This window comes from Dictyobacter alpinus (assembly GCF_003967575.1).
Lineage (GTDB): Bacteria > Chloroflexota > Ktedonobacteria > Ktedonobacterales > Ktedonobacteraceae > Dictyobacter > Dictyobacter alpinus.
Genome location: NZ_BIFT01000001.1, coordinates 3,481,066 through 3,498,729, shown reverse-complemented (window position 1 = coordinate 3,498,729; position 17,664 = coordinate 3,481,066). Strand labels below are relative to the sequence as shown.

General features: G+C 52.3%; 13 protein-coding genes and 1 other annotated feature. Of the genes, 5 read left to right on the top strand and 8 right to left on the bottom strand.

What is annotated here, in order from left to right; genetic code table 11:
- Positions 1-31: 31 nt before the first annotated feature.
- The 7 genes from EL633_RS13915 to EL633_RS13885 all read right to left on the bottom strand — a co-directional run bounded on the left by EL633_RS13915 (position 32) and on the right by EL633_RS13885 (position 7,849).
- Entirely contained in the window at positions 32-1,300 is a 1,269-nt protein-coding gene (locus EL633_RS13915; protein WP_126627756.1) for a 3-isopropylmalate dehydratase large subunit, read from the bottom strand.
- A complete protein-coding gene (locus tag EL633_RS13910) occupies positions 1,288-2,436 on the bottom strand; it encodes a hydroxymethylglutaryl-CoA lyase-like TIM-barrel protein (RefSeq protein WP_126627755.1) in 1,149 nt (382 codons plus the stop codon). The genes EL633_RS13915 and EL633_RS13910 overlap by 13 nt, the downstream gene beginning before the upstream one ends.
- Positions 2,433-4,742, bottom strand: coding sequence for a [LysW]-lysine hydrolase (locus EL633_RS37285; protein ID WP_126627754.1), 2,310 nt, complete (start codon positions 4,740-4,742; stop codon positions 2,433-2,435). Before EL633_RS37285 ends, EL633_RS13910 begins: the two co-directional genes overlap by 4 nt.
- Positions 4,743-4,773: 31 nt before the next feature.
- A complete protein-coding gene (locus tag EL633_RS13900; protein ID WP_126627753.1) occupies positions 4,774-5,658 on the bottom strand; it encodes a [LysW]-aminoadipate kinase in 885 nt (294 codons plus the stop codon).
- Between the two features lie 97 nt (positions 5,659-5,755).
- Complete coding sequence (gene argC, locus EL633_RS13895; protein WP_126627752.1) at positions 5,756-6,820, bottom strand: N-acetyl-gamma-glutamyl-phosphate reductase; 1,065 nt, start codon at positions 6,818-6,820, stop codon at positions 5,756-5,758.
- A complete protein-coding gene (gene lysX / locus EL633_RS13890) occupies positions 6,817-7,680 on the bottom strand; it encodes a lysine biosynthesis protein LysX (RefSeq protein WP_126627751.1) in 864 nt (287 codons plus the stop codon). The genes argC and lysX overlap by 4 nt, the downstream gene beginning before the upstream one ends.
- 4 nt (positions 7,681-7,684) lie before the next feature.
- Positions 7,685-7,849: a lysine biosynthesis protein LysW gene (locus EL633_RS13885; RefSeq protein ID WP_126596867.1), complete on the bottom strand. Its 165-nt coding sequence runs from the start codon at positions 7,847-7,849 to the stop codon at positions 7,685-7,687.
- A gap of 420 nt (positions 7,850-8,269) precedes the next feature.
- Positions 8,270-8,535: a binding site (T-box leader), on the bottom strand.
- Between the two features lie 702 nt (positions 8,536-9,237).
- Here EL633_RS13885 and EL633_RS13880 point away from each other — a divergent pair.
- Positions 9,238-9,945, top strand: coding sequence for a metallopeptidase family protein (locus tag EL633_RS13880; protein ID WP_218027486.1), 708 nt, complete (start codon positions 9,238-9,240; stop codon positions 9,943-9,945).
- A gap of 120 nt (positions 9,946-10,065) precedes the next feature.
- The gene (locus EL633_RS13875; protein WP_126629431.1) at positions 10,066-11,490 is read left to right on the top strand and encodes a WD40 repeat domain-containing protein; all 1,425 of its coding nucleotides are present in this window, start codon (positions 10,066-10,068) and stop codon (positions 11,488-11,490) included.
- 189 nt (positions 11,491-11,679) lie between these two features.
- Here the strand turns inward: EL633_RS13875 and EL633_RS13870 are convergent, their stop codons facing one another.
- A complete protein-coding gene (locus tag EL633_RS13870; RefSeq protein ID WP_126627750.1) occupies positions 11,680-12,330 on the bottom strand; it encodes a hypothetical protein in 651 nt (216 codons plus the stop codon).
- Positions 12,331-13,302: 972 nt separating this feature from the next.
- Here EL633_RS13870 and EL633_RS13865 point away from each other — a divergent pair.
- The 3 genes from EL633_RS13865 to EL633_RS13855 all read left to right on the top strand — a co-directional run bounded on the left by EL633_RS13865 (position 13,303) and on the right by EL633_RS13855 (position 17,624).
- On the top strand, positions 13,303-14,910 hold the full coding sequence (locus EL633_RS13865) for an ABC-F family ATP-binding cassette domain-containing protein (RefSeq protein WP_126627749.1): 1,608 nt from the start codon (positions 13,303-13,305) through the stop codon (positions 14,908-14,910).
- Between the two features lie 424 nt (positions 14,911-15,334).
- Positions 15,335-16,288, top strand: a complete 954-nt coding sequence (locus EL633_RS13860; RefSeq protein ID WP_161982137.1) for an ABC transporter permease — start codon at positions 15,335-15,337, stop codon at positions 16,286-16,288.
- 148 nt (positions 16,289-16,436) lie between these two features.
- On the top strand, positions 16,437-17,624 hold the full coding sequence (locus EL633_RS13855; RefSeq protein WP_126627747.1) for a glycoside hydrolase family 99-like domain-containing protein: 1,188 nt from the start codon (positions 16,437-16,439) through the stop codon (positions 17,622-17,624).
- The last annotated feature ends 40 nt before the right edge of the window (positions 17,625-17,664 follow it).

Below are 17,664 nucleotides of genomic sequence, written 5' to 3'. Positions count from 1 at the left end.
TCGTGCGTGTACAGGTGTCCAACCAACCGGCTCAGGCCAGGTTTTCAGCGAAGAGTACGGTCCTTGGATCGGTAATATGGCCGGTCAGGGCGGTCGCGGCCACGGTGGCTGGACTACCAAGATAGATTTCGGCGGTGGGATCACCCATACGGCCGGTGAAGTTGCGATTCATGGTGGTCATGGCGCGTTCGCCCGGGGCCAGGACGCCGAAGTGACGGCCAATACAGGGTCCACAGCCTGGAGTACCCACGGATGCGCCGGCTTCGGCGAAGATCTCCAGGTAGCCGCGTCTCATGGCCTCCAGGTAGATCTCACGGGAGGCGGGAATGACGACCATACGCAGATCGGGGCTGATGGTGCGGCCGCGCAAGATGTTAGCGGCGATCTCCAGGTCGTCCAGGCGACCATTGGTGCAGGTGCCCAGGAAAACCTGGTCGATCTTGATGTCTTGGACCTCTTCGGCGGGATGCACAATATTGACATCCGGCGGGCAGGCGACCAGGGGTTTCATGTTGGTGACGTCGATCTCGATGACCTGTTCATAGTGTGGATTGTGGGCACGCAACAAAGGATAGTCTTTATCGGTTCGTCCACGTAACCATTCCCGCGTTGTCTCGTCGGCCGCGATCAGGCCGGCTTTTCCACCCATCTCGATGGCCATGTTAGAAAAGGTCATGCGCTCACTCATGGAGAAGTTTTCAATGACCTCACCGGTATATTCCAGGGCGCGATAGTTGGCTCCATCTACACCCAGGCGGCGCACGATCTCCAGGGAGATGTCTTTCGCAAAGACACCAGGAGGGATCTGGCCGGTGATATGCACATTGATGGTTTCAGGCACGCGGAACCAGCTACGTCCGGTGGAGTAGGCAACACCGATATCGGTTGAGCCCATACCGGTCCCGAAGGCTCCGAAGGCTCCATAGGTGCAGGAGTGGCTATCAGCGCCGACGATGATGCTACCAGGCAGGACAAAGCCCTTCTCTGGCATAACCTGGTGGCAGATACCTTCCTGAAGGATCGGGATCTCCTGTTCTTTGGCGAAGGTGCGTACCTCGCGGTGCAGGGTCGCGGCCTGAATCGTCGCGGCAGGAATGATATGATCAAAGACAATATGTGAGCGCTTCTGATCAAAGACACGGCCCTTATTCTGTTCGGCCAGCTTGCGGAAAGCTTTGATGGCCAGCGGCGTCGTCGTATCGTGGCTCATCACATGATCTACATCCACTACAACGGTATCTCCCGCGGACACAGGACGGCCCAATCTATAACTAAAAATCTCTTCGGCTAGCGTTCCCATACGAGGCTTCCTTTCTCTTCATACCAGGCAAGAATAAATGTGTTGACCTCTTCATCGTTGAGCGAGCCATGTTCGGCCCGCTCTTTGATCGCCCGGGTCAGTTGCGCGACCTCTTCAGAGGTCAGTTGTAGTCCCAAGGTGACGGCGCGATGTCCCACGGCATAGCGACCCGTGAAACGGGAACCGACATCGACGTGGCGCACCAGCCCAAAATCGGTGGGATTGAGGATTTCATAGGCGCCTGGATTATTCAATACGGCTTTGGTGTGTACCCCGGCGCGATGGGTGAAGGCGCAGGGAGCCGTGATCGGCATGTTATAGGGGATATTGATGTTCAGACACTCGGCCACGTATAGCTCTAACTCCATCAACTGGGTCAGATCGTAGTGTGCCAGCAGGTCTGGATAGTGGATATAGAGTTGCGAGATGATCCCACTCAAGGAGGCGATCCCGTTACGCTCTCCGATCCCCATGACCGTGACATCCAGGCAGTCGGCGCCAGCTTCAAAGGCGGCTATGGTGTTGGCGATGGCACAACCGGTGTCGTTGTGCCCGTGAAACTCGATACTTACATTGGGATAGCGTGCTGCTGCCAGGCTCACCAACCGGTCAACCTGACGTGGCGTTGCTATGCCAACAGTATCCGGCAGACCAATGCGTTGGACGCCAGCTTCGACTACGGCGTCAAAGATGGTCAGCAGGTCGACCAGATCGCTACGAAAGGCATCTTCGGCCGAGAAGCGCACATAGCGGCCAGCGGCACGTACCTGCTGGATCAGCGGCACGGACTGCTGGACGATCTGTTCAATGCGGCGCCCATGGCTATACGAGCGTAGTTCTGTGGAGGTCCCAAAGAACAGATTCAGACCATAGACGTCGGTATCTAAGGCGGCCTGGACATCGGCCTCAACGCAACGCACATGCGCCACGACATGCGATCGTAGACCCAGGGCACAGATAGCCTGGATCGCTTCACGGGTCTCAGGCGAAGAAACGGGCGAGGGCAGTTCGATAAACGTCACCCCCAGGCGATCCAGCCAGCGTGCGATCTTCACACGCTGCTCCAGCGTAAAAAAGGTTTTGATGAATTGCTCCCCCTCGCGCAGGGTGCTATCCAGAATAGCGAGCGATCTCATAAGGCTGTTTCCCTTTGTGCTGCAATCGTATGCAGAACATGTTCGAGTACATCAATCGCATGGGTATATTCCGTGAGGCTGATATGCTCGTTGGGTGTATGATCAAGGCTTGAATCTCCAGGTCCGTAGGCAACGATATTCTGTCCCCAATGTGGTCCGACGACATTCATATCGGATGTGCCTGTCTTATTTTTAAAGGTCGGCTGTGCTCCCGTCGAGCGGATAGCGGCGATGAAGGCGCGTGCCAGCGGAATGGTGCGTGTGGTCTGGTAGGCAACCTCTTCACCGGAAAACTGGATGTGGATATCATCTTCATAGGCCCAGCGCTGTAGTTGCTCACGCAGGGCGGGAATCTCAAACGCTGGTGGCAGGCGATAGCCAATCGTGAAACTGGTACGCTCCTCCAGGCCATTGTGACTGCTCTGGATACTCCGCAGGGAGGGTTGCAGGGCCGCGAAGGCCGAGCTACCGGCGTGCTGCTGATTCCATTCTTCAGCGTGGCGGCGCACGCGTTCCCAGAATGCCGCAGCAATCTCATTGCTGCTGCGGGCCGGGCCGGCACTATGACTTGATTGTTGGGCGACGCAGCCATTGATGAGTAGACGGCCCTTGTAGCCAATGGTTACGGCCCGACTACTACTTGGCTCACCAATGATGCAGGCGGATGGCTGATAGCGCTGGATGATCCCACGTGCCCCACGTGAGGTCGCGGCCTCCTCCTCGACCGCACCGACCACAATGATTGGTTGCAGTCCGGCTGACTGCTGGGCGATGCGAGCAACGGCACAGATAAAGGCGGACAGAGGTCCCTTGGCATCGACCGCGCCACGTCCATAGAGCAGGTCATCCTCGATACGGACAGGGATATTACCCGGCACGGTATCCATATGTCCGAGCAGGACCACAGGCGCTTGCTCAGTTGGCTCAGCATGGGTACTGGCGACAAAATTACCAACCTCATCGACATAGGCATGGAGTCCTAGCTGCTGCGCCTGCTCGACGAGAAAGTGGGCCAACGAACTTTCTTGACGCGAAAGACTGGCGATGGTCAGCATTCGCTGTAAGAGCGTGATTTCAGGCCTTGCGCCATCATTATGGATAGTTATGGCATTAATTGGTTGCAGAGGCTCTGACGCGCCTCTCAGGACCTCCTGAACGATGTCTAGTGCCTGGTCTAATTGTTCGCGGCTGATAACGAGTGGCGGCAGCAGCCGTAGAACATTGGCTCCGGCGGGCAAGGCCAGCACACCACGCTCGCAGAGGGCCTCCAGATAGGGCTGAACGCGTTTGGTAAGTTCAATACCTATCAAGAGTCCACGTCCACGCACCTCACGGATCAAAGGTGATTGTATGGCACGCAGACGCTGCTGAGCATAGGCTCCTAGCTCTGCGGCTCTGGTAGCCAGCTCTTCCTGTTCTAGGATGTCTAGCGTGGCCAGGGCGGCCGCGCAGGCTAGAGGATTACCACCGAAGGTGCTCCCATGGGCACCTTTCCCGATACGCCCGCTCTCCATTACTCGTGTTCCCAGACAGACCGCTCCCATCGGAACACCGCCGGCCAGGGATTTAGCCAGGCAGAGGATATCTGGCTGAACGCCATATTGTTCACAGGCAAAGAGGGTACCGGTACGACCAAAGCCGGTCTGGATTTCATCGATGATCAGGAGTGCCCCACGCTCACGACACAGGGCCGCCAGTCCCTGGACATATTCTTCCTGGGCGACATGGACACCGCCTTCGGCCTGTATCAGTTCTATGATCACGGCGGCGGTATCTTCACTAATCGCGTTAGCGGCCGCCGTCAGATCGTTATAGCGCATATGCGAGACATTGGGGATCAGCGGAGCAAATGGCTCGCGGTAGTGCTTCTCCCAGGTAGCGGAGAGCGCCCCCATACTACGACCATGGAACCCGCGTAGCGTCGCCACGATACCAGTACGCCCGGTCGCCAGGCGCGCAAATTTAAAGGCGCCCTCAACCGCTTCAGTACCACTATTACACAGAAAAAAGTTATTCAATCCTTCAGGCGTTATCTGCGCCAGACGCTGTAGTAAACGGGCGCGTACATCGTTATAAACCACTTCAGGACAGGTGATCAGGCGCTGGGCCTGCGCAGCCAGGGCGGCCGCGATCTCGGTCCGGCCATGTCCGATGTTGGCTACGCCATGTCCGGCCATGCAATCGATATAGCTCCTCCCATCGGCGTCCCACAATGTGGCACCTTGCCCGCGTACAATCTCAACCGGACGCTTCCCATACACACCGCTCGTATATTGATGCTCTATTTCTACTAAATTTGTGCCCATCTGGGACCTCCCCTCCTCTTTCTTTTCGCGATTATTTATTCACCGACGCCATCTCACGGATAGGTAGGTGGTGATTCTCTACTGTATAATTTGTCTGTGCCTGTTCACTCATAGTGGTTGTAGCAATAGTGGTGCCGGCTCCATTCAGTACGGCTCGCAGTGATGCGCTACCGATACAGACGCGTGCCACACCACCGTTCAGAGCTTCCTGAGCACCCAACAATTTCTTACGCATGCGCCCTCGGGCATAATCCATAAAAGTCTCTAGCTGGTTAGCGGGAATCGACTGGATCAGGGTCGAGCTATCCTGTGGATCACTCAGCAGACCCGGAACATTGGTCATGATAATCAAAGCATCGGCGTGTAAAGCCGCAGCCACAGCCGCCGCGGCCCGATCACCATCCACATTCAGGCGCTCCCCTTGATGACTCAGGGCCAGAGGCGCAATCACCGGTGTATAGCCAGTGTCCAGCAGCATCTCCAGCAACGTATTGTTAACCTGCTCAATCTGACCCGTATAATCATCGCGTAGAATCTGAGTTCGGCCTTCCGGCGTCACGGAGCGCACCAACGCCTTACGCCGCGCCACCAGCAGGCGACCATCCACACCAGCCATCCCAAAGGCATTCACACCCAGTCCTTGTAGCTGAGCCACCAGATCTGTATTGATCTGGCCCGCCACCGCCATTGAAAAAATCTCCAGCGTCTCACTATCGGTATAGCGGCTCGTCATCCCACTCGGCGAAGTAATCATGCGCTGTGGATGACCCAGCCGCTCAGACAACGTATTGGTCAGATCCGACCCACCATGTAACAGCACCACCCGCTCGCCCGCAGCCACCAGCTCCGCGATCTCGCGCACAATCGCCGTCGTCGCAACCCCGGCACCGCCACCAATTTTTACCACCAATGTCATCGTACACATCCTTTCAAAAAACCACGATATCCATCGCCATCACATAAACTGGGACCGCCCCGACGCAAGAGAGGCAAATCGGGCGCAAGGACCGAGCCTACACGGGATGCAGACCTGGGAAGGTCAGGCCCAGGGTCTCGTCCCAACCCAACATACAGTTCAGGGCTTGCACACCGTTACCGGCGGCGCCCTTCATCAGGTTGTCGAGGGCAGCCATAACGACGACGCGCCGCTGCTCCACGTCTACCTCAAAGCCAACGTCACAATAGTTGCTACCGGCCAGGATCTTGGGCTCGGGATAACGGTAGACACCATTACGTTCTTTGACCAGGCGCATAAATGGCTCGCGCTGATACGCTTCGCGGAAGATGCGCCAGATGGCTTTCTCTTCCAGGTCCTCATTCAAAAAGACATGGGCCGTCACCAGGATGCCGCGTACCAGCTCAACGGCGGTGGCCGAGAAGGCTACAATCTGTTTCAGGTCCGCCCCACCATCCAGTTGTCCCAGTTCCTGGATCAACTCGGCGCTATGACGATGGCCCGTTGGCTCAAACGAACGGACCGCGCCACTACGATCAGGATGATGGCTGGAAGGTCCAGCCTTGGCTCCGGCGGCCGATGAGCCGACTTTGGCCTCGACGACCAGTGGTAGCGCCTGATTCACGACTCCGGCTCGATACAGCGGGGCTAATCCCAGGATCGAGGTGGTCGCCATACAGCCGGTACCACTGACCAGGGTAGCCTCGGTTAGCTCACCACGATGGAGCTCAGGGAGTCCATAAACAGCCTTGGGCAACAAGTCGGACGCTGGATGCTGATGGCCATACCAGCGCTGATAGAGCTCCGGCGAACGCAAGCGGAAATCTCCGGATAGATCGATGACCCGTGGTGCCAGTCCACGATAACGCTCGATCTCACCCGACGAAACGCCATGCGGCAGGCACAAAAAGAGTACGTCACAGGCTGTCAGGTCGTCGGGATGACAGAAACGCAGTGTACTGATCTTGCGCAGGTTCGGGTGGGCGCTATGCACAAAATGGCCGGCCTGACTGCCCGAGGCGACCTGACTAATCTCGACCATCGGATGGAAGAGCAGCAGGCGGATCAACTCGCCTCCGGTATAACCAGATCCTCCTACGATACTTACGCGTACTCGACTCATAGCACAACCCCTTCGCGTACCTGACTGAAGATATAGTCAATCATCTCTCGCGGAATGTTTACGCCAGTTGGAGCAATACTGTTACGGAACTCCATTGTGGCGTTGATTTCATTGATCAACAGGCCCTGTTCAGGATCTTCAAAGACATCTACGGCCAGGATACCGCCGCCAACAGCCCGGGCGGCACGGACACAAAGGCTATCCAGTTCAGGAGTCACAGGACAATTTTCGGTGATGGCCCCACGGGCGGTGTTGGTGACCCAATGGGCGCTACTGCGATAGATGGCACAGATGGTGCGACCACCGACCACAAAGGCCCGGATGTCACGATTCGGCTTCTCTACATGCTGCTGAATATAGTGAATATGATGTTGATATGAACCCAGCGTCTCCTGATGCTCAATCACAGCCTCGGCTGCGTCACGATCATTGACCCGGGCCAGCAAACGCCCCCAGGAGCCACTAATCGGCTTGAGGACCGCTGGATAGCCAACCGACTCGATACCTTCCAGCGCACGATCGGCATCAAAGGCCAGCAGCGTACGTGGCACAGGCAGACCAGCTCGTAACAGGGCCAGCGAGGTCAATAATTTATCGTTACAGAGAGCGGTCACGGCCGCCGAATTAAACACCGGGATCCCCCAGTGTTCCAGCACGTGCAGAACAGCCAGGCCACGGGACTGACTCACGCTACGGCAGAGCACGGCATCATACGCTTGCCAGCGCTCCTGCGGCTGCGCCAGATCGAATAACAGTTCGCCATCATCGATGACGTCAAAATCGATCGCACGCTCTCGCAACGCTTCCACCAACAATTTCTCTTCCACGCGAACTCGCGATGTCAGGATAGCCAGGCGCATAGGGTTACTCCCCCCAATCTTCCTCGACCTCAGGGGCCAGGGCTACTTCAGGTTGCTCTACATTAATGACTTCCAGTTCAGCGTTACAATCAGGACAAAAGGTGATCTCGCCAACCATTAAACCCTGAACCTCAACGTTTGCTTCACATTCGGGACACTGTGCTGCCATCTTCTTATTCTCCTCTTTATATCTATTATTACTGTATTTACCGCTAAATTTTTCCGCTAAAAAAAGCCCTTCATCCTCCCAGTAAGGACGAAGAGCATCAACTCTCGTGGTACCACCCTCATTTACCTATACCTCACGGTACAAGCCTCAGTGTACAGAAATACGCATTTCTGTAACAACCCGGTAACGAGGGTAAGTCGACAAAGTTCTACTCTCACGTGAAACGTGATTTCTTCTCGTAGCTTCAGGGTCTTATTCACAGGATGGGCATACGAACATTCCAGCATCAGTTCGCTCTCTGGATGCGCCAGGGACCCGTTACTTTTCCCTACACTGCTTCTATCTTTTGTTTTGTTGTCTATGTACCTTATGTCATCTGTACGTGGATAAAAGACAAACAAAAAAGCCCTTCATCCCACTACTCAGGACGAAGAGCACATAACTCTCGTGTTGCCACCTGCATTCGTTGCCACCTCACGATAGCAACCTCAGCAAGTATGTATCTGTCATACATACTCAGACCCGATTACGGTGGTCACCGGCGAAGTTCTACTCTCGCGTGAAACGCGATTTCTTCTCGCAGCTACAGGTCCTTATTCACGATCAGTATACGTGTAGACTTCTCACCAACTATCTACTCTCTGTTCGCAACCATGGATCGTTACTTATCCTGTCACAGCCTTTTTTATGATGCGATTGTTTGTTTCCTTATTGAAATTTATAACATGCCCATTTCCCAAAGTCAATGCCTGTATCATGAAATCCACTCCCAACCACCAAATAATGACATTCCCTACAACCCCACCACCCCCCATATAGACAAAATCACCATGCCCCACAGAATCAACGGCCCCCACACCCACCCCAACGGATGTGATGGGAGCACGAATCGTAACGGCAGGGCTTGTCCCTGCTACCCGTTCGCGTACGAAATGCCCCTCAAACACGTAGCGTGAAGCCAGCCAGGCGTACGGCGAGTGGCGCCACACGTTTTCCCATCCAAAACCGGACCACGATCCATGCTCATGACCAGATACGTTTACGAGGGCCGAGGAGACGGCAACCCGCAAGGGGATTGCCCTACAATACTCATTTCTAGGTTACTTTATCTTCTATTTCAAGCATAAATGTTTCTTCTATCTTGAAGACATGAAACAAGAAAGACGACAGATGTAGGGCAATCCCCTTGCGGATTGCCGTCTCCTCGCTCCACATAAAGTTTCTTTTGATCACGACCATGCTGGATAGGAAAGAGCACGACGTACGACTCGCTCCGGGCACAACACTGCTCTGCGATAAAGTACAGAAAACATGGAGAGTACAACTATGATAAAGCATTTCCGTAATATGTTAGAGTAGAGGTAGACTATCTGGGATGAAAGGTTATCGTGAATCATAATTCGCAAGCAGCACAAACAGATATCGATGAAGAGACGAATTCGGTACGGGCCCGATCATATCAGGCTATGGCTAAATCGTGCCTGTTTCGTGGTCTGAGCGTATTTCTGGCTTTTTGTATCCTGACCTTTCTGATCATCCAGTTACCAATAACGGATACCAATAAGCTGCTATTTATGCTGGCCTTGATCAGTGCAGGCCTGCTCGCTATCTGGCTAACGACACCGCGTACAGCGACACCAGTATTTGAGGATGAACTGGCCGAGTCTGAGGACCTGGAAGCCACTGAAATAATTGAGCAACCAGAGGATAGCATAGATGAGTCGCTACCACTATCCACAGACTATTTTGAACAATTGGTGCAAGAAGCCCTCAATGAAATTCCCCGCGAATTCGAGCCGTATCTCGCTAATCTGGCGGTCATTGTCGAGGATGAACCGGATGCAGAGCTACGTAAACAGATGGGACTCAAAGCGAACCAGACGCTATTCGGACTCTATAATGGCAATCCTCTGACCAGCCTGGGACACAGCAATAGTCTCCTCCCCGAACGTATCACGATCTATCAAAAGCCGATTGAGACCTATAGCCATGGAAATCCCAATCGTATCCGTAAACAGGTCCGTGCCACGGTCCTGCATGAAATCGCCCACCACTTTGGCATCGATCACGACGAGATGCCCCGCTGGCTTAAATAAACCCACTCCCCCTTCATAACATACTATATGGCCCCAACCTGATCATGGCGCAAGCTAATCGACCGCGCGGGTAATCGACCGCATGCGTTCAGCCTATGGATCAAAGGAGGAAAAGAACTAATGGCTGATCCAAGGCAACCATTCAATAGTGATGATGTTGAGCAGCAGGTAGATCAGCTCTCGACCTCTGATCATACTACCTACCATACCGCGAACACCGACCAACACTTTCTTCATGATTTGCGCCGGGTGCTCGCTAGCGAGGACGTGAGCACACAGATGCAGCAAGATAAAACCTCGCTACAACAGGCCCTGACTCGGATCAAGGCAGCCAGCACGCCAGCATCCGCCATGCGTGGACACCTATATACTCGCGATGATACCGGTATCATTTTCATGGATCTACGCTCACCGCAAAAGGTTCTCCCACCATCCAAACCAGGTATGTTCAGACGTGCTTTAAGCACGCTTGCAGTGGCTATTATTGTCCTTACTATTGTGGGTGGCTCAGTGTTCTTTTTCGCCCAGAGTGCCCAAAATCCACGTGCCCATCAACCATCATCCAGTACAGGTGCAGCCGCCACGAAACCAGGAACGATCGTCTACCGGCAAATCGAAAATGATCTTATTGGAGACCTGCAATGGACACATGGCAGTAAACGTCTTTTCTCAACAGCTGCTCAACTCTCCAGTTGGGATGCATTTACTGGTGCCCATGTCATAAAATATCCCGTCATCGCTAAAAATTCAGGCCTTCTAAGTTCCCGACTTTCACCAGATAATCAGATGCTAGCTGTCTGGCAAGTAAAGCAAATTGTACTGCTGGATGCCAGTACAGGCCACCAACTCAAGTCTCTTACGGCTCCTTCTTTGCCAGCAGGCGATAAAGCTCTCGCGGACCATTACTCACCTGAGCTCCATTGGTCCCCAGATGGTAAATTCCTGAGCACTGTTCTACAGTCTCCATTCAGTGTTAAAAACACGCTAAAATCTACCAATATCCTGCTGACATATAATGTCGCGACGGGAGAACGCCACGAGACTCGTCTCTCGCAAACCGATCTAACAGGCATATCCTGGTCTCCTGATGGCAAATATATCGCGGCAGATAATTTTACAGGTACACTCTCCATACTTGATGTCACCAACGGGCACAGCATCAAAACATTTCAAGTTAATCAACCACCGATTACAACCATTAAATTAAACTGGTCATCCGATAGCAAGTTGTTGGCGACGACAGATTACCAGACGGAGGCTCCTTCCCGGACTGTCTCAACCACTATCTGGAATGTCGCAACCGCCACCAAAGTTATGACCTATAAAGGCGCATCACAGCTGACGTGGTCTCCTGATAATAGATATATTGCCTTTATCCCTGATAACAATATCTCCGATGTCAGGGTTGTGGATACAGCCAATAATCGCGAGGTTATGACCTACCATCAGAAGAGCCATATTCGTAGTATTGTCTGGTCTCCTGATGGCAAGCACGTAGCCTCTGGCGGCGATGGCTCCGTCGACATCTGGGTAGCCCCTTACTAAGTCCAGTCTGGCAACCATGAGCCTTAACTTCAATAAACAAGAAAACAGGGAGCCCTCAAATCGCATTCGTGGTGGCTGAGGGTTCCCTGTTTTCTACTAACAGTAAAGGAGAGGGAGGCTCTGAAGCAAACCATAATAGCAGCCTGCCTCAGGCATCCTCTCGATCCCCTCCTCTACCTGGCACATACCTTAGCCCCGTGGATCACTACCAGTCAAAGGCAATGCTGGATAGTGATGAACCTGGACCTCTTGATGGTGCTGCTGATGATGGTGTTGCTCGTGATGTATGATATTGACATTTTCATTCGCGTTGTTGTTGTTATTGTTGTTATTTATATGTATACGATTGTTCTCGCCGTTATTTTCATGACGATTATTTTCATGATCGTCACCGCTGGAATTGGCATCATTGTCAGCGTCACCAACACTATTGTCTACACTATTTGTGTCGCTATGAGTGTTTTCTCCACTGCCTGGATCACTCTGGGCGCTATCTACGTTACCGTTGTCTCCACGCAGTCCGTCTGTGCTTCCATTATCTCCATGGGGGCTGGCCACACTGTCAGTACCACCGTAGGAGTTGTCTGCACTGCTGTTGTCAAGCTCGGGATGGGCTGAACTGTCAGTGTCACCCTTGGGAGACGAGTTGTCCGTTCCCATGAGTGAGGTATAGGGTGTAGATGAAACGACAGGTAAACTTGCTTTCGCGGCAACGACATTACCCCGGACAGAAGCCTGGAAGAGCACCACACTTCCCAGGAGAAGCATAAACAATAGCAAAGCTCGTATAGCTAAGCCAGTCCGTGCTATAAATTTTTTAGCACCTTTTGTTTGATACATAGCATAGTCCTTCTTTCATATTTTAAACCAGTAATATTTTTTTCACGTCATAAAAGATAGCCTCACATTAATTAATGATCAACTAATAATTTAGCGTGAAAAAGATTTCCTGCTACGATAATTCTATCGGCATACGTAAGATTTTTAGTGAGGGCATGCTGCTTTGAAGCTATCGCAAACACGCTGCTTTTTATCATATCCATCCAAAACTACCATTTGAATCGTCCTGGAGCGCCGAATCCTTATGACCGGACAAATGCTCCTTTACCATATTTTTTTGTTTTGCATACTCGCGAACACATTTGCAGGTGATGAGAAGACACTTGTCTCTGTTGTCTATGACTTTGTGGTGGTTCCCATCCAACATTGGACATAAGGATTCGTCGCGGTGGCTATAACTGAGGTGAGCACAAAACGTGGCGCACAGGCAGGCAACAAATGTATAATTTACCCGATATACGGCTGCACCTGCCTCCATACGCACTTGACATCTTTTGTATAGGATGGTACCATTTCTCACGGACACGTATAAATTCATGGAATTAAGGTTTATATGAAAAGGGCATTACCACTTGCAGTCTATAACGCCGCATAAGCGACCACGCCTGGGCTTTTGCGGCAGGAATTGGCGCTTATGATGCTTACTCACACTATGTTTCGTGTGGGTGCTTATAAGTATGCCTTTTGCATCCTCTTCGCCTCTTTTCCTTCCTGAACGGGTCATCACATTATCGCCTACCCTTGTGATTGCGTGTGTGTCGCCAAGCATCGATCCTCTCGTTGCTGATTGCCTGCGGCACTGTGTGCTTCCCGTTTGCATTAAGGTACGAGAGTACTCGTATGCGATCGTGCAATGCTGCACTTGCCCATACAACAATTTATTCACCAGTCTGACGGACAGACAGACAAACAGGAAATTTATTCAAAACAGCAATTATTAAAAGAAGCACGCAGGGAGATAAAAACGACACTATGCTACAGGTTAATCATATTAAACTAGCTTACGGCGCTCGCACTATTCTGGATGACATTTCGTTAACGGTAGCCCCGGGCGAAAAAGCCGGCTTGATCGGTATTAATGGAGCGGGTAAGAGCTCGCTACTGAAAATCATTGGCGGTTATCAAAGTCCTGATGGTGGCAATATTATGCGCCCCAGAACATATGGCTATCTTTCCCAGGATGTCGCCCATGAGACGCCGGTCAAGGCAGGCGGTACGGTCCGGGATTTCATTTTCAGCGGCAATGGCCTTGATGATGCGATCGTGAAATACGAGGAGCTTTCGCTGAAGATTGCCGATCCTGAAATAGATGATCTTGAGGCGGCGCTGGCTGAGTTTGAGGAGGCGCAAAACACGCTGGAGCATCTGGGATACTATGATGCCGATGCCCGCAGTGAACAATTAATTAGCGGCTTAAATATCGGTGGTGTGACCCTGGATCGCGAAGTGAGTACACTCAGCGGTGGACAAAAAACCAAGCTGGCCCTGGTTCGCTTACTCTTCCAGTCGCCTGAGCTCCTACTCCTCGACGAGCCTACCAACTTCCTGGACGTAGAGGCCACCATCTGGCTAATGGAGTTCCTGGAGTCCTATAAGGGCGCTCTGCTGATCATCTCGCATGATCTAGACCTGTTGGACCGCAGTATTAATAAAGTTTTACGCCTCAATGAGTTTACCCATAAGCTGGAGGAGTATAAGGGTACCTATACCAACTATCTGAATGCGATTGGTGATGCTCAGGCCCTGATTGAACGTACCAAGAAGCAACAGGAACGTGAGATTGCTCGTCTGCGTAAGACCTCCGAGCGCCTGCGTGGCTTCGGTGCTACCCGTGTAAAACAACGTATTGCCATGGATAGGCGTATCGAGAGCCTGCAAGAGAGCACGCCACAGGTTGCTCAGGCTAGCCGCCGCATGAAGATCGACTTCCCGGTGCGCGAACAAAGCAGTCAACTGGTGGTTGAAGCCAAAAATCTGTATAAAAGCTACGGCACAAAAGAGATTTTTAGCAATATCAGCTTCGAGGTTGATCGCAGCGAACGCCTGGTTATCGTTGGACTCAACGGTGTTGGTAAAACCACCCTCTTACGTACCGTACTGGGTCTGGTCCCCCTCAACTCTGGTAAAGTCATCCTGGGCGATCGCGTCCAGATCGGCTATTATGCCCAGGAGAGCGAAGGACTCGATTATGACAATACCGTACTCAATGAAGCCAACGACGTCCTACCAACCGACGCCAAGCGTGTCCGTGGCGTCTTAGGCCGCTTCATGTTCAGCGGTGATCGCGTCTTCCAAAAGATCGGCACACTCAGCGGTGGAGAAAAGACCCGTCTCGCCCTCGCCAAGATGGTGCTTGAAGGTCCCAACGTACTGGTCCTCGACGAGCCAACCTCCCACCTGGACGTGATCTCTAAAGAGATCATCGGTGAAGCACTTGGTAACTACCGTGGCACCATCATGACCGTCACCCACGATGTCGAATTTGTGCGTCTACTCAAACCAACCATGATGCTCTTAATGCCCGAAGGCCGACTCGTCCCTTACGACACCAAATACGACGAACTGCTCGAACGCGCCTAAAAGTAGCGGCAGGGCTTGCCCCTGCGAACGTTTCACGCACAACCCAACAAAAAAATAATAAATACAGTAGCGGCAGGGCTTGCCCCTGCAACCAGTACCACGTACGACCACGTCCAAGCCAGAGGCTGAATGTACATAAATCTGCCAGCCTCAAGACCACGTGTTTGGGCAGCAGATCAGACGTGAACAGGTTGCAGGGACGAACCCTGCCGCTACTGTACTTATATCTTCTTTTGGCGCAAATGCCCTCTGTTATGGACAGCCCTCCTGAATCAGCGCAGACAAATCGCCACGGTATATGCTATAAATAGATTAGCGTCCCCGTTCCTCAAGAAGCACAGGTATCAGGTATAGATGCAAAGAGCCGAATATATACAGTGTTAGTGTAGCCAGAATGAAGCCAGGCAAAGAAGAGGTGCTTGCTATGACATTCCTCTCGCTCCTGACCAAGGAGATGCGCTTACGTTTACGCCGTGAACGAACAATCTGGGTCATTATTAGCTATATACTTCTATTAGGTCTGTTAGGCTGGACATTCCTGAGCAAGACGAATAGCGACTACACGGGCGTGAGTAATAACCAGCTTAGCAATACAGGATCCAGTCTGTTCTCCCTACTGGCTCAAGTCCAGCTTCTTTTGATTGTGTTTATCACACCATCATTAACCACGACAGCCATTAATGGCGAGAAAGAGCGCCAGACCTATGAGATGCTGATCTGTTCACGGCTCTCGCCGTTGTCGTTGATTATGGGCAAATTAGGGGCTGGCCTGCTAAACGCTTTACTATTAGTCGCGGCCTCCCTCCCCCTCTTCAGTCTGGTCTTTTTCTTTGGTGGGGTCGGGCCTGCCCAGATCGCCAATGCACTCCTGATCTTTATTGTGACCATTCTATGGCTGGGGGCCATGGGTATTTTTTGTTCAGCCCTGATAATAAAGCCAGCCGTCTCAACCGGCCTTGCCTATCTGGTCAGCCTGTTCTGGGTCCTTTTTCCACTGTTAATCTCATGGATACTTTCATTTTCGGGACGAGGTTATTACATCTTCCAGCTTTATCCTAACAAAGCCAGGCTGCTCTATATTTGGAATCCCATTGTAGCGATAAGTTGCGTTATGCCCAACAGCATCAGCGGCATCTCTGCCATTAGTCTCTTCCAGGGTTTTAGTTATGGCGCAACGTATAGTAGTGGCACGGACCCGCTCTCACCAATTACATTGGGAGGGTGGCACCTCACATATGTGGCGGCTTACCTGTTCATTAGCGCCGCAATAGCCCTCCTCTTTCTAGCATTAAGTATCCTACTGATCACTCCACGCCGTCATCGGCAGCGTCGTCACCAGTTGACACCTCAACCTGAAAAAACGACCGCAACGATCTAAACGTTACTGGCGATACCCACCAGAAGTCCTCAGAGCACATAATCTGAGGACCTCTGCGTTTTTGGTCCTGGTGTGGCAACACAATAGCAGCGTTATTCGTAATAAGAAGATAGATATTTGTACACTATAGTTAGGAGCATGGATTGCTATGCATCTACAGAAGAGATCTTCGGTTTTGCGCATAAGCTCGCTCTGCCTTATTTTGTTGCTTTTTTTGAGTGCCTGCGATCAGGTTCAGACGGCGCCACCCAAACAGGCGGCTAAAATACCGCCAACGGCAACTGCGACTGCGACGGCACCCAATACCAATAATAATCTGCATTTTCCTCAGAAGCCTACACAGGCAGTACCAACGCCGACGCCTGTACCACAACCAACCAGCACACCAGTACCAGCCGGCAATAATCCACAGAATATCCAGCCATTGGCCAATGATCATGGACATCCAGTGCTGGCATTTTATTATCCCTGGTACATACAACAATCCTGGACCTTACAGCAGATGTCGGACCTGCCCTCGGTTCAGTATAATTCTGGCGATGATGTGACGATCGATCGTCAACTGAATTTCGCGGCCGGCGCTGGCATTACTGGCTTCATCAGTTCATGGTGGGGAGCTGGCGATAAGACCGATGTCAATTTTGGCAAGCTCCTTGTACATGCCGCGACCCTGGAGCAGCAAGCCAACTATCACTTTGCGTCCAGTCTCTATATGGAGTGCGATGCACCCAACCTGAATACTCCGGCGAAGATGGCGAGTGGACTGACCTATGTCAGGGATCACTATAGTAATGATGCCCATTTCTTCCACTGGCAAGGCAAGCCTGTGCTCTTCTTCTGGAGTCCTCTGGGTAATGGACGCACGTTGGCCCAATGGGCCTCTATTCGCCAGCAGGTCGATCCAAACCACCAGATGATCTGGTCGGCGGAAGGCGTGGACACAAATCTCTTGAGCGTCTTTGACGGCCTGCACCTTTTTAGTGCCGGCTACTGGGGCCTCAAAAATAATACAATGCCTCAGGTAGACCAGGGCTTTCGCGATAAGATCACAGCCTACAATCAAGCCAACAATACCCAGAAGATCTGGGCGGCCGGTGTAATGCCGGGCTATGATGATACCCGCGTCCCCGGTCGTAAAGGTACCTTTACAGTGCCACGCAACAATGGCACAACCTATACAACCAGTTGGAATGCCGCCATTGCGAGCAATCCCGAATGGATTACGATTACCAGTTTTAATGAGTGGTTTGAAGGAGCCATGATCGAGCCCAGCGTTACCTATGGCAACCAATATCTGACTCTGACGCAGCAGTTTGCGCACCGCTGGCACGGCTAAACAGATTTGCCCCGCCATGAGAGTAGCGAACGTCTATGCA

Bases quoted from the DNA above. Each gene is read 5' to 3' on its own strand.
- EL633_RS13915 (WP_126627756.1), bottom strand. From the start codon at position 1,300: ATGGGAACGCTAGCCGAAGAGATTTTTAGTTATAGATTGGGCCGTCCT.
- EL633_RS13910 (WP_126627755.1), bottom strand. From the start codon at position 2,436: ATGAGATCGCTCGCTATTCTGGATAGCACCCTGCGCGAGGGGGAGCAA.
- EL633_RS37285 (WP_126627754.1), bottom strand. From the start codon at position 4,742: ATGGGCACAAATTTAGTAGAAATAGAGCATCAATATACGAGCGGTGTG.
- EL633_RS13900 (WP_126627753.1), bottom strand. From the start codon at position 5,658: ATGACATTGGTGGTAAAAATTGGTGGCGGTGCCGGGGTTGCGACGACG.
- argC (WP_126627752.1), bottom strand. From the start codon at position 6,820: ATGAGTCGAGTACGCGTAAGTATCGTAGGAGGATCTGGTTATACCGGA.
- lysX (WP_126627751.1), bottom strand. From the start codon at position 7,680: ATGCGCCTGGCTATCCTGACATCGCGAGTTCGCGTGGAAGAGAAATTG.
- EL633_RS13885 (WP_126596867.1), bottom strand. From the start codon at position 7,849: ATGGCAGCACAGTGTCCCGAATGTGAAGCAAACGTTGAGGTTCAGGGT.
- EL633_RS13875 (WP_126629431.1), top strand. From the start codon at position 10,066: ATGGCTGATCCAAGGCAACCATTCAATAGTGATGATGTTGAGCAGCAG.
- EL633_RS13870 (WP_126627750.1), bottom strand. From the start codon at position 12,330: ATGTATCAAACAAAAGGTGCTAAAAAATTTATAGCACGGACTGGCTTA.
- EL633_RS13865 (WP_126627749.1), top strand. From the start codon at position 13,303: ATGCTACAGGTTAATCATATTAAACTAGCTTACGGCGCTCGCACTATT.
- EL633_RS13860 (WP_161982137.1), top strand. From the start codon at position 15,335: ATGACATTCCTCTCGCTCCTGACCAAGGAGATGCGCTTACGTTTACGC.
- EL633_RS13855 (WP_126627747.1), top strand. From the start codon at position 16,437: ATGCATCTACAGAAGAGATCTTCGGTTTTGCGCATAAGCTCGCTCTGC.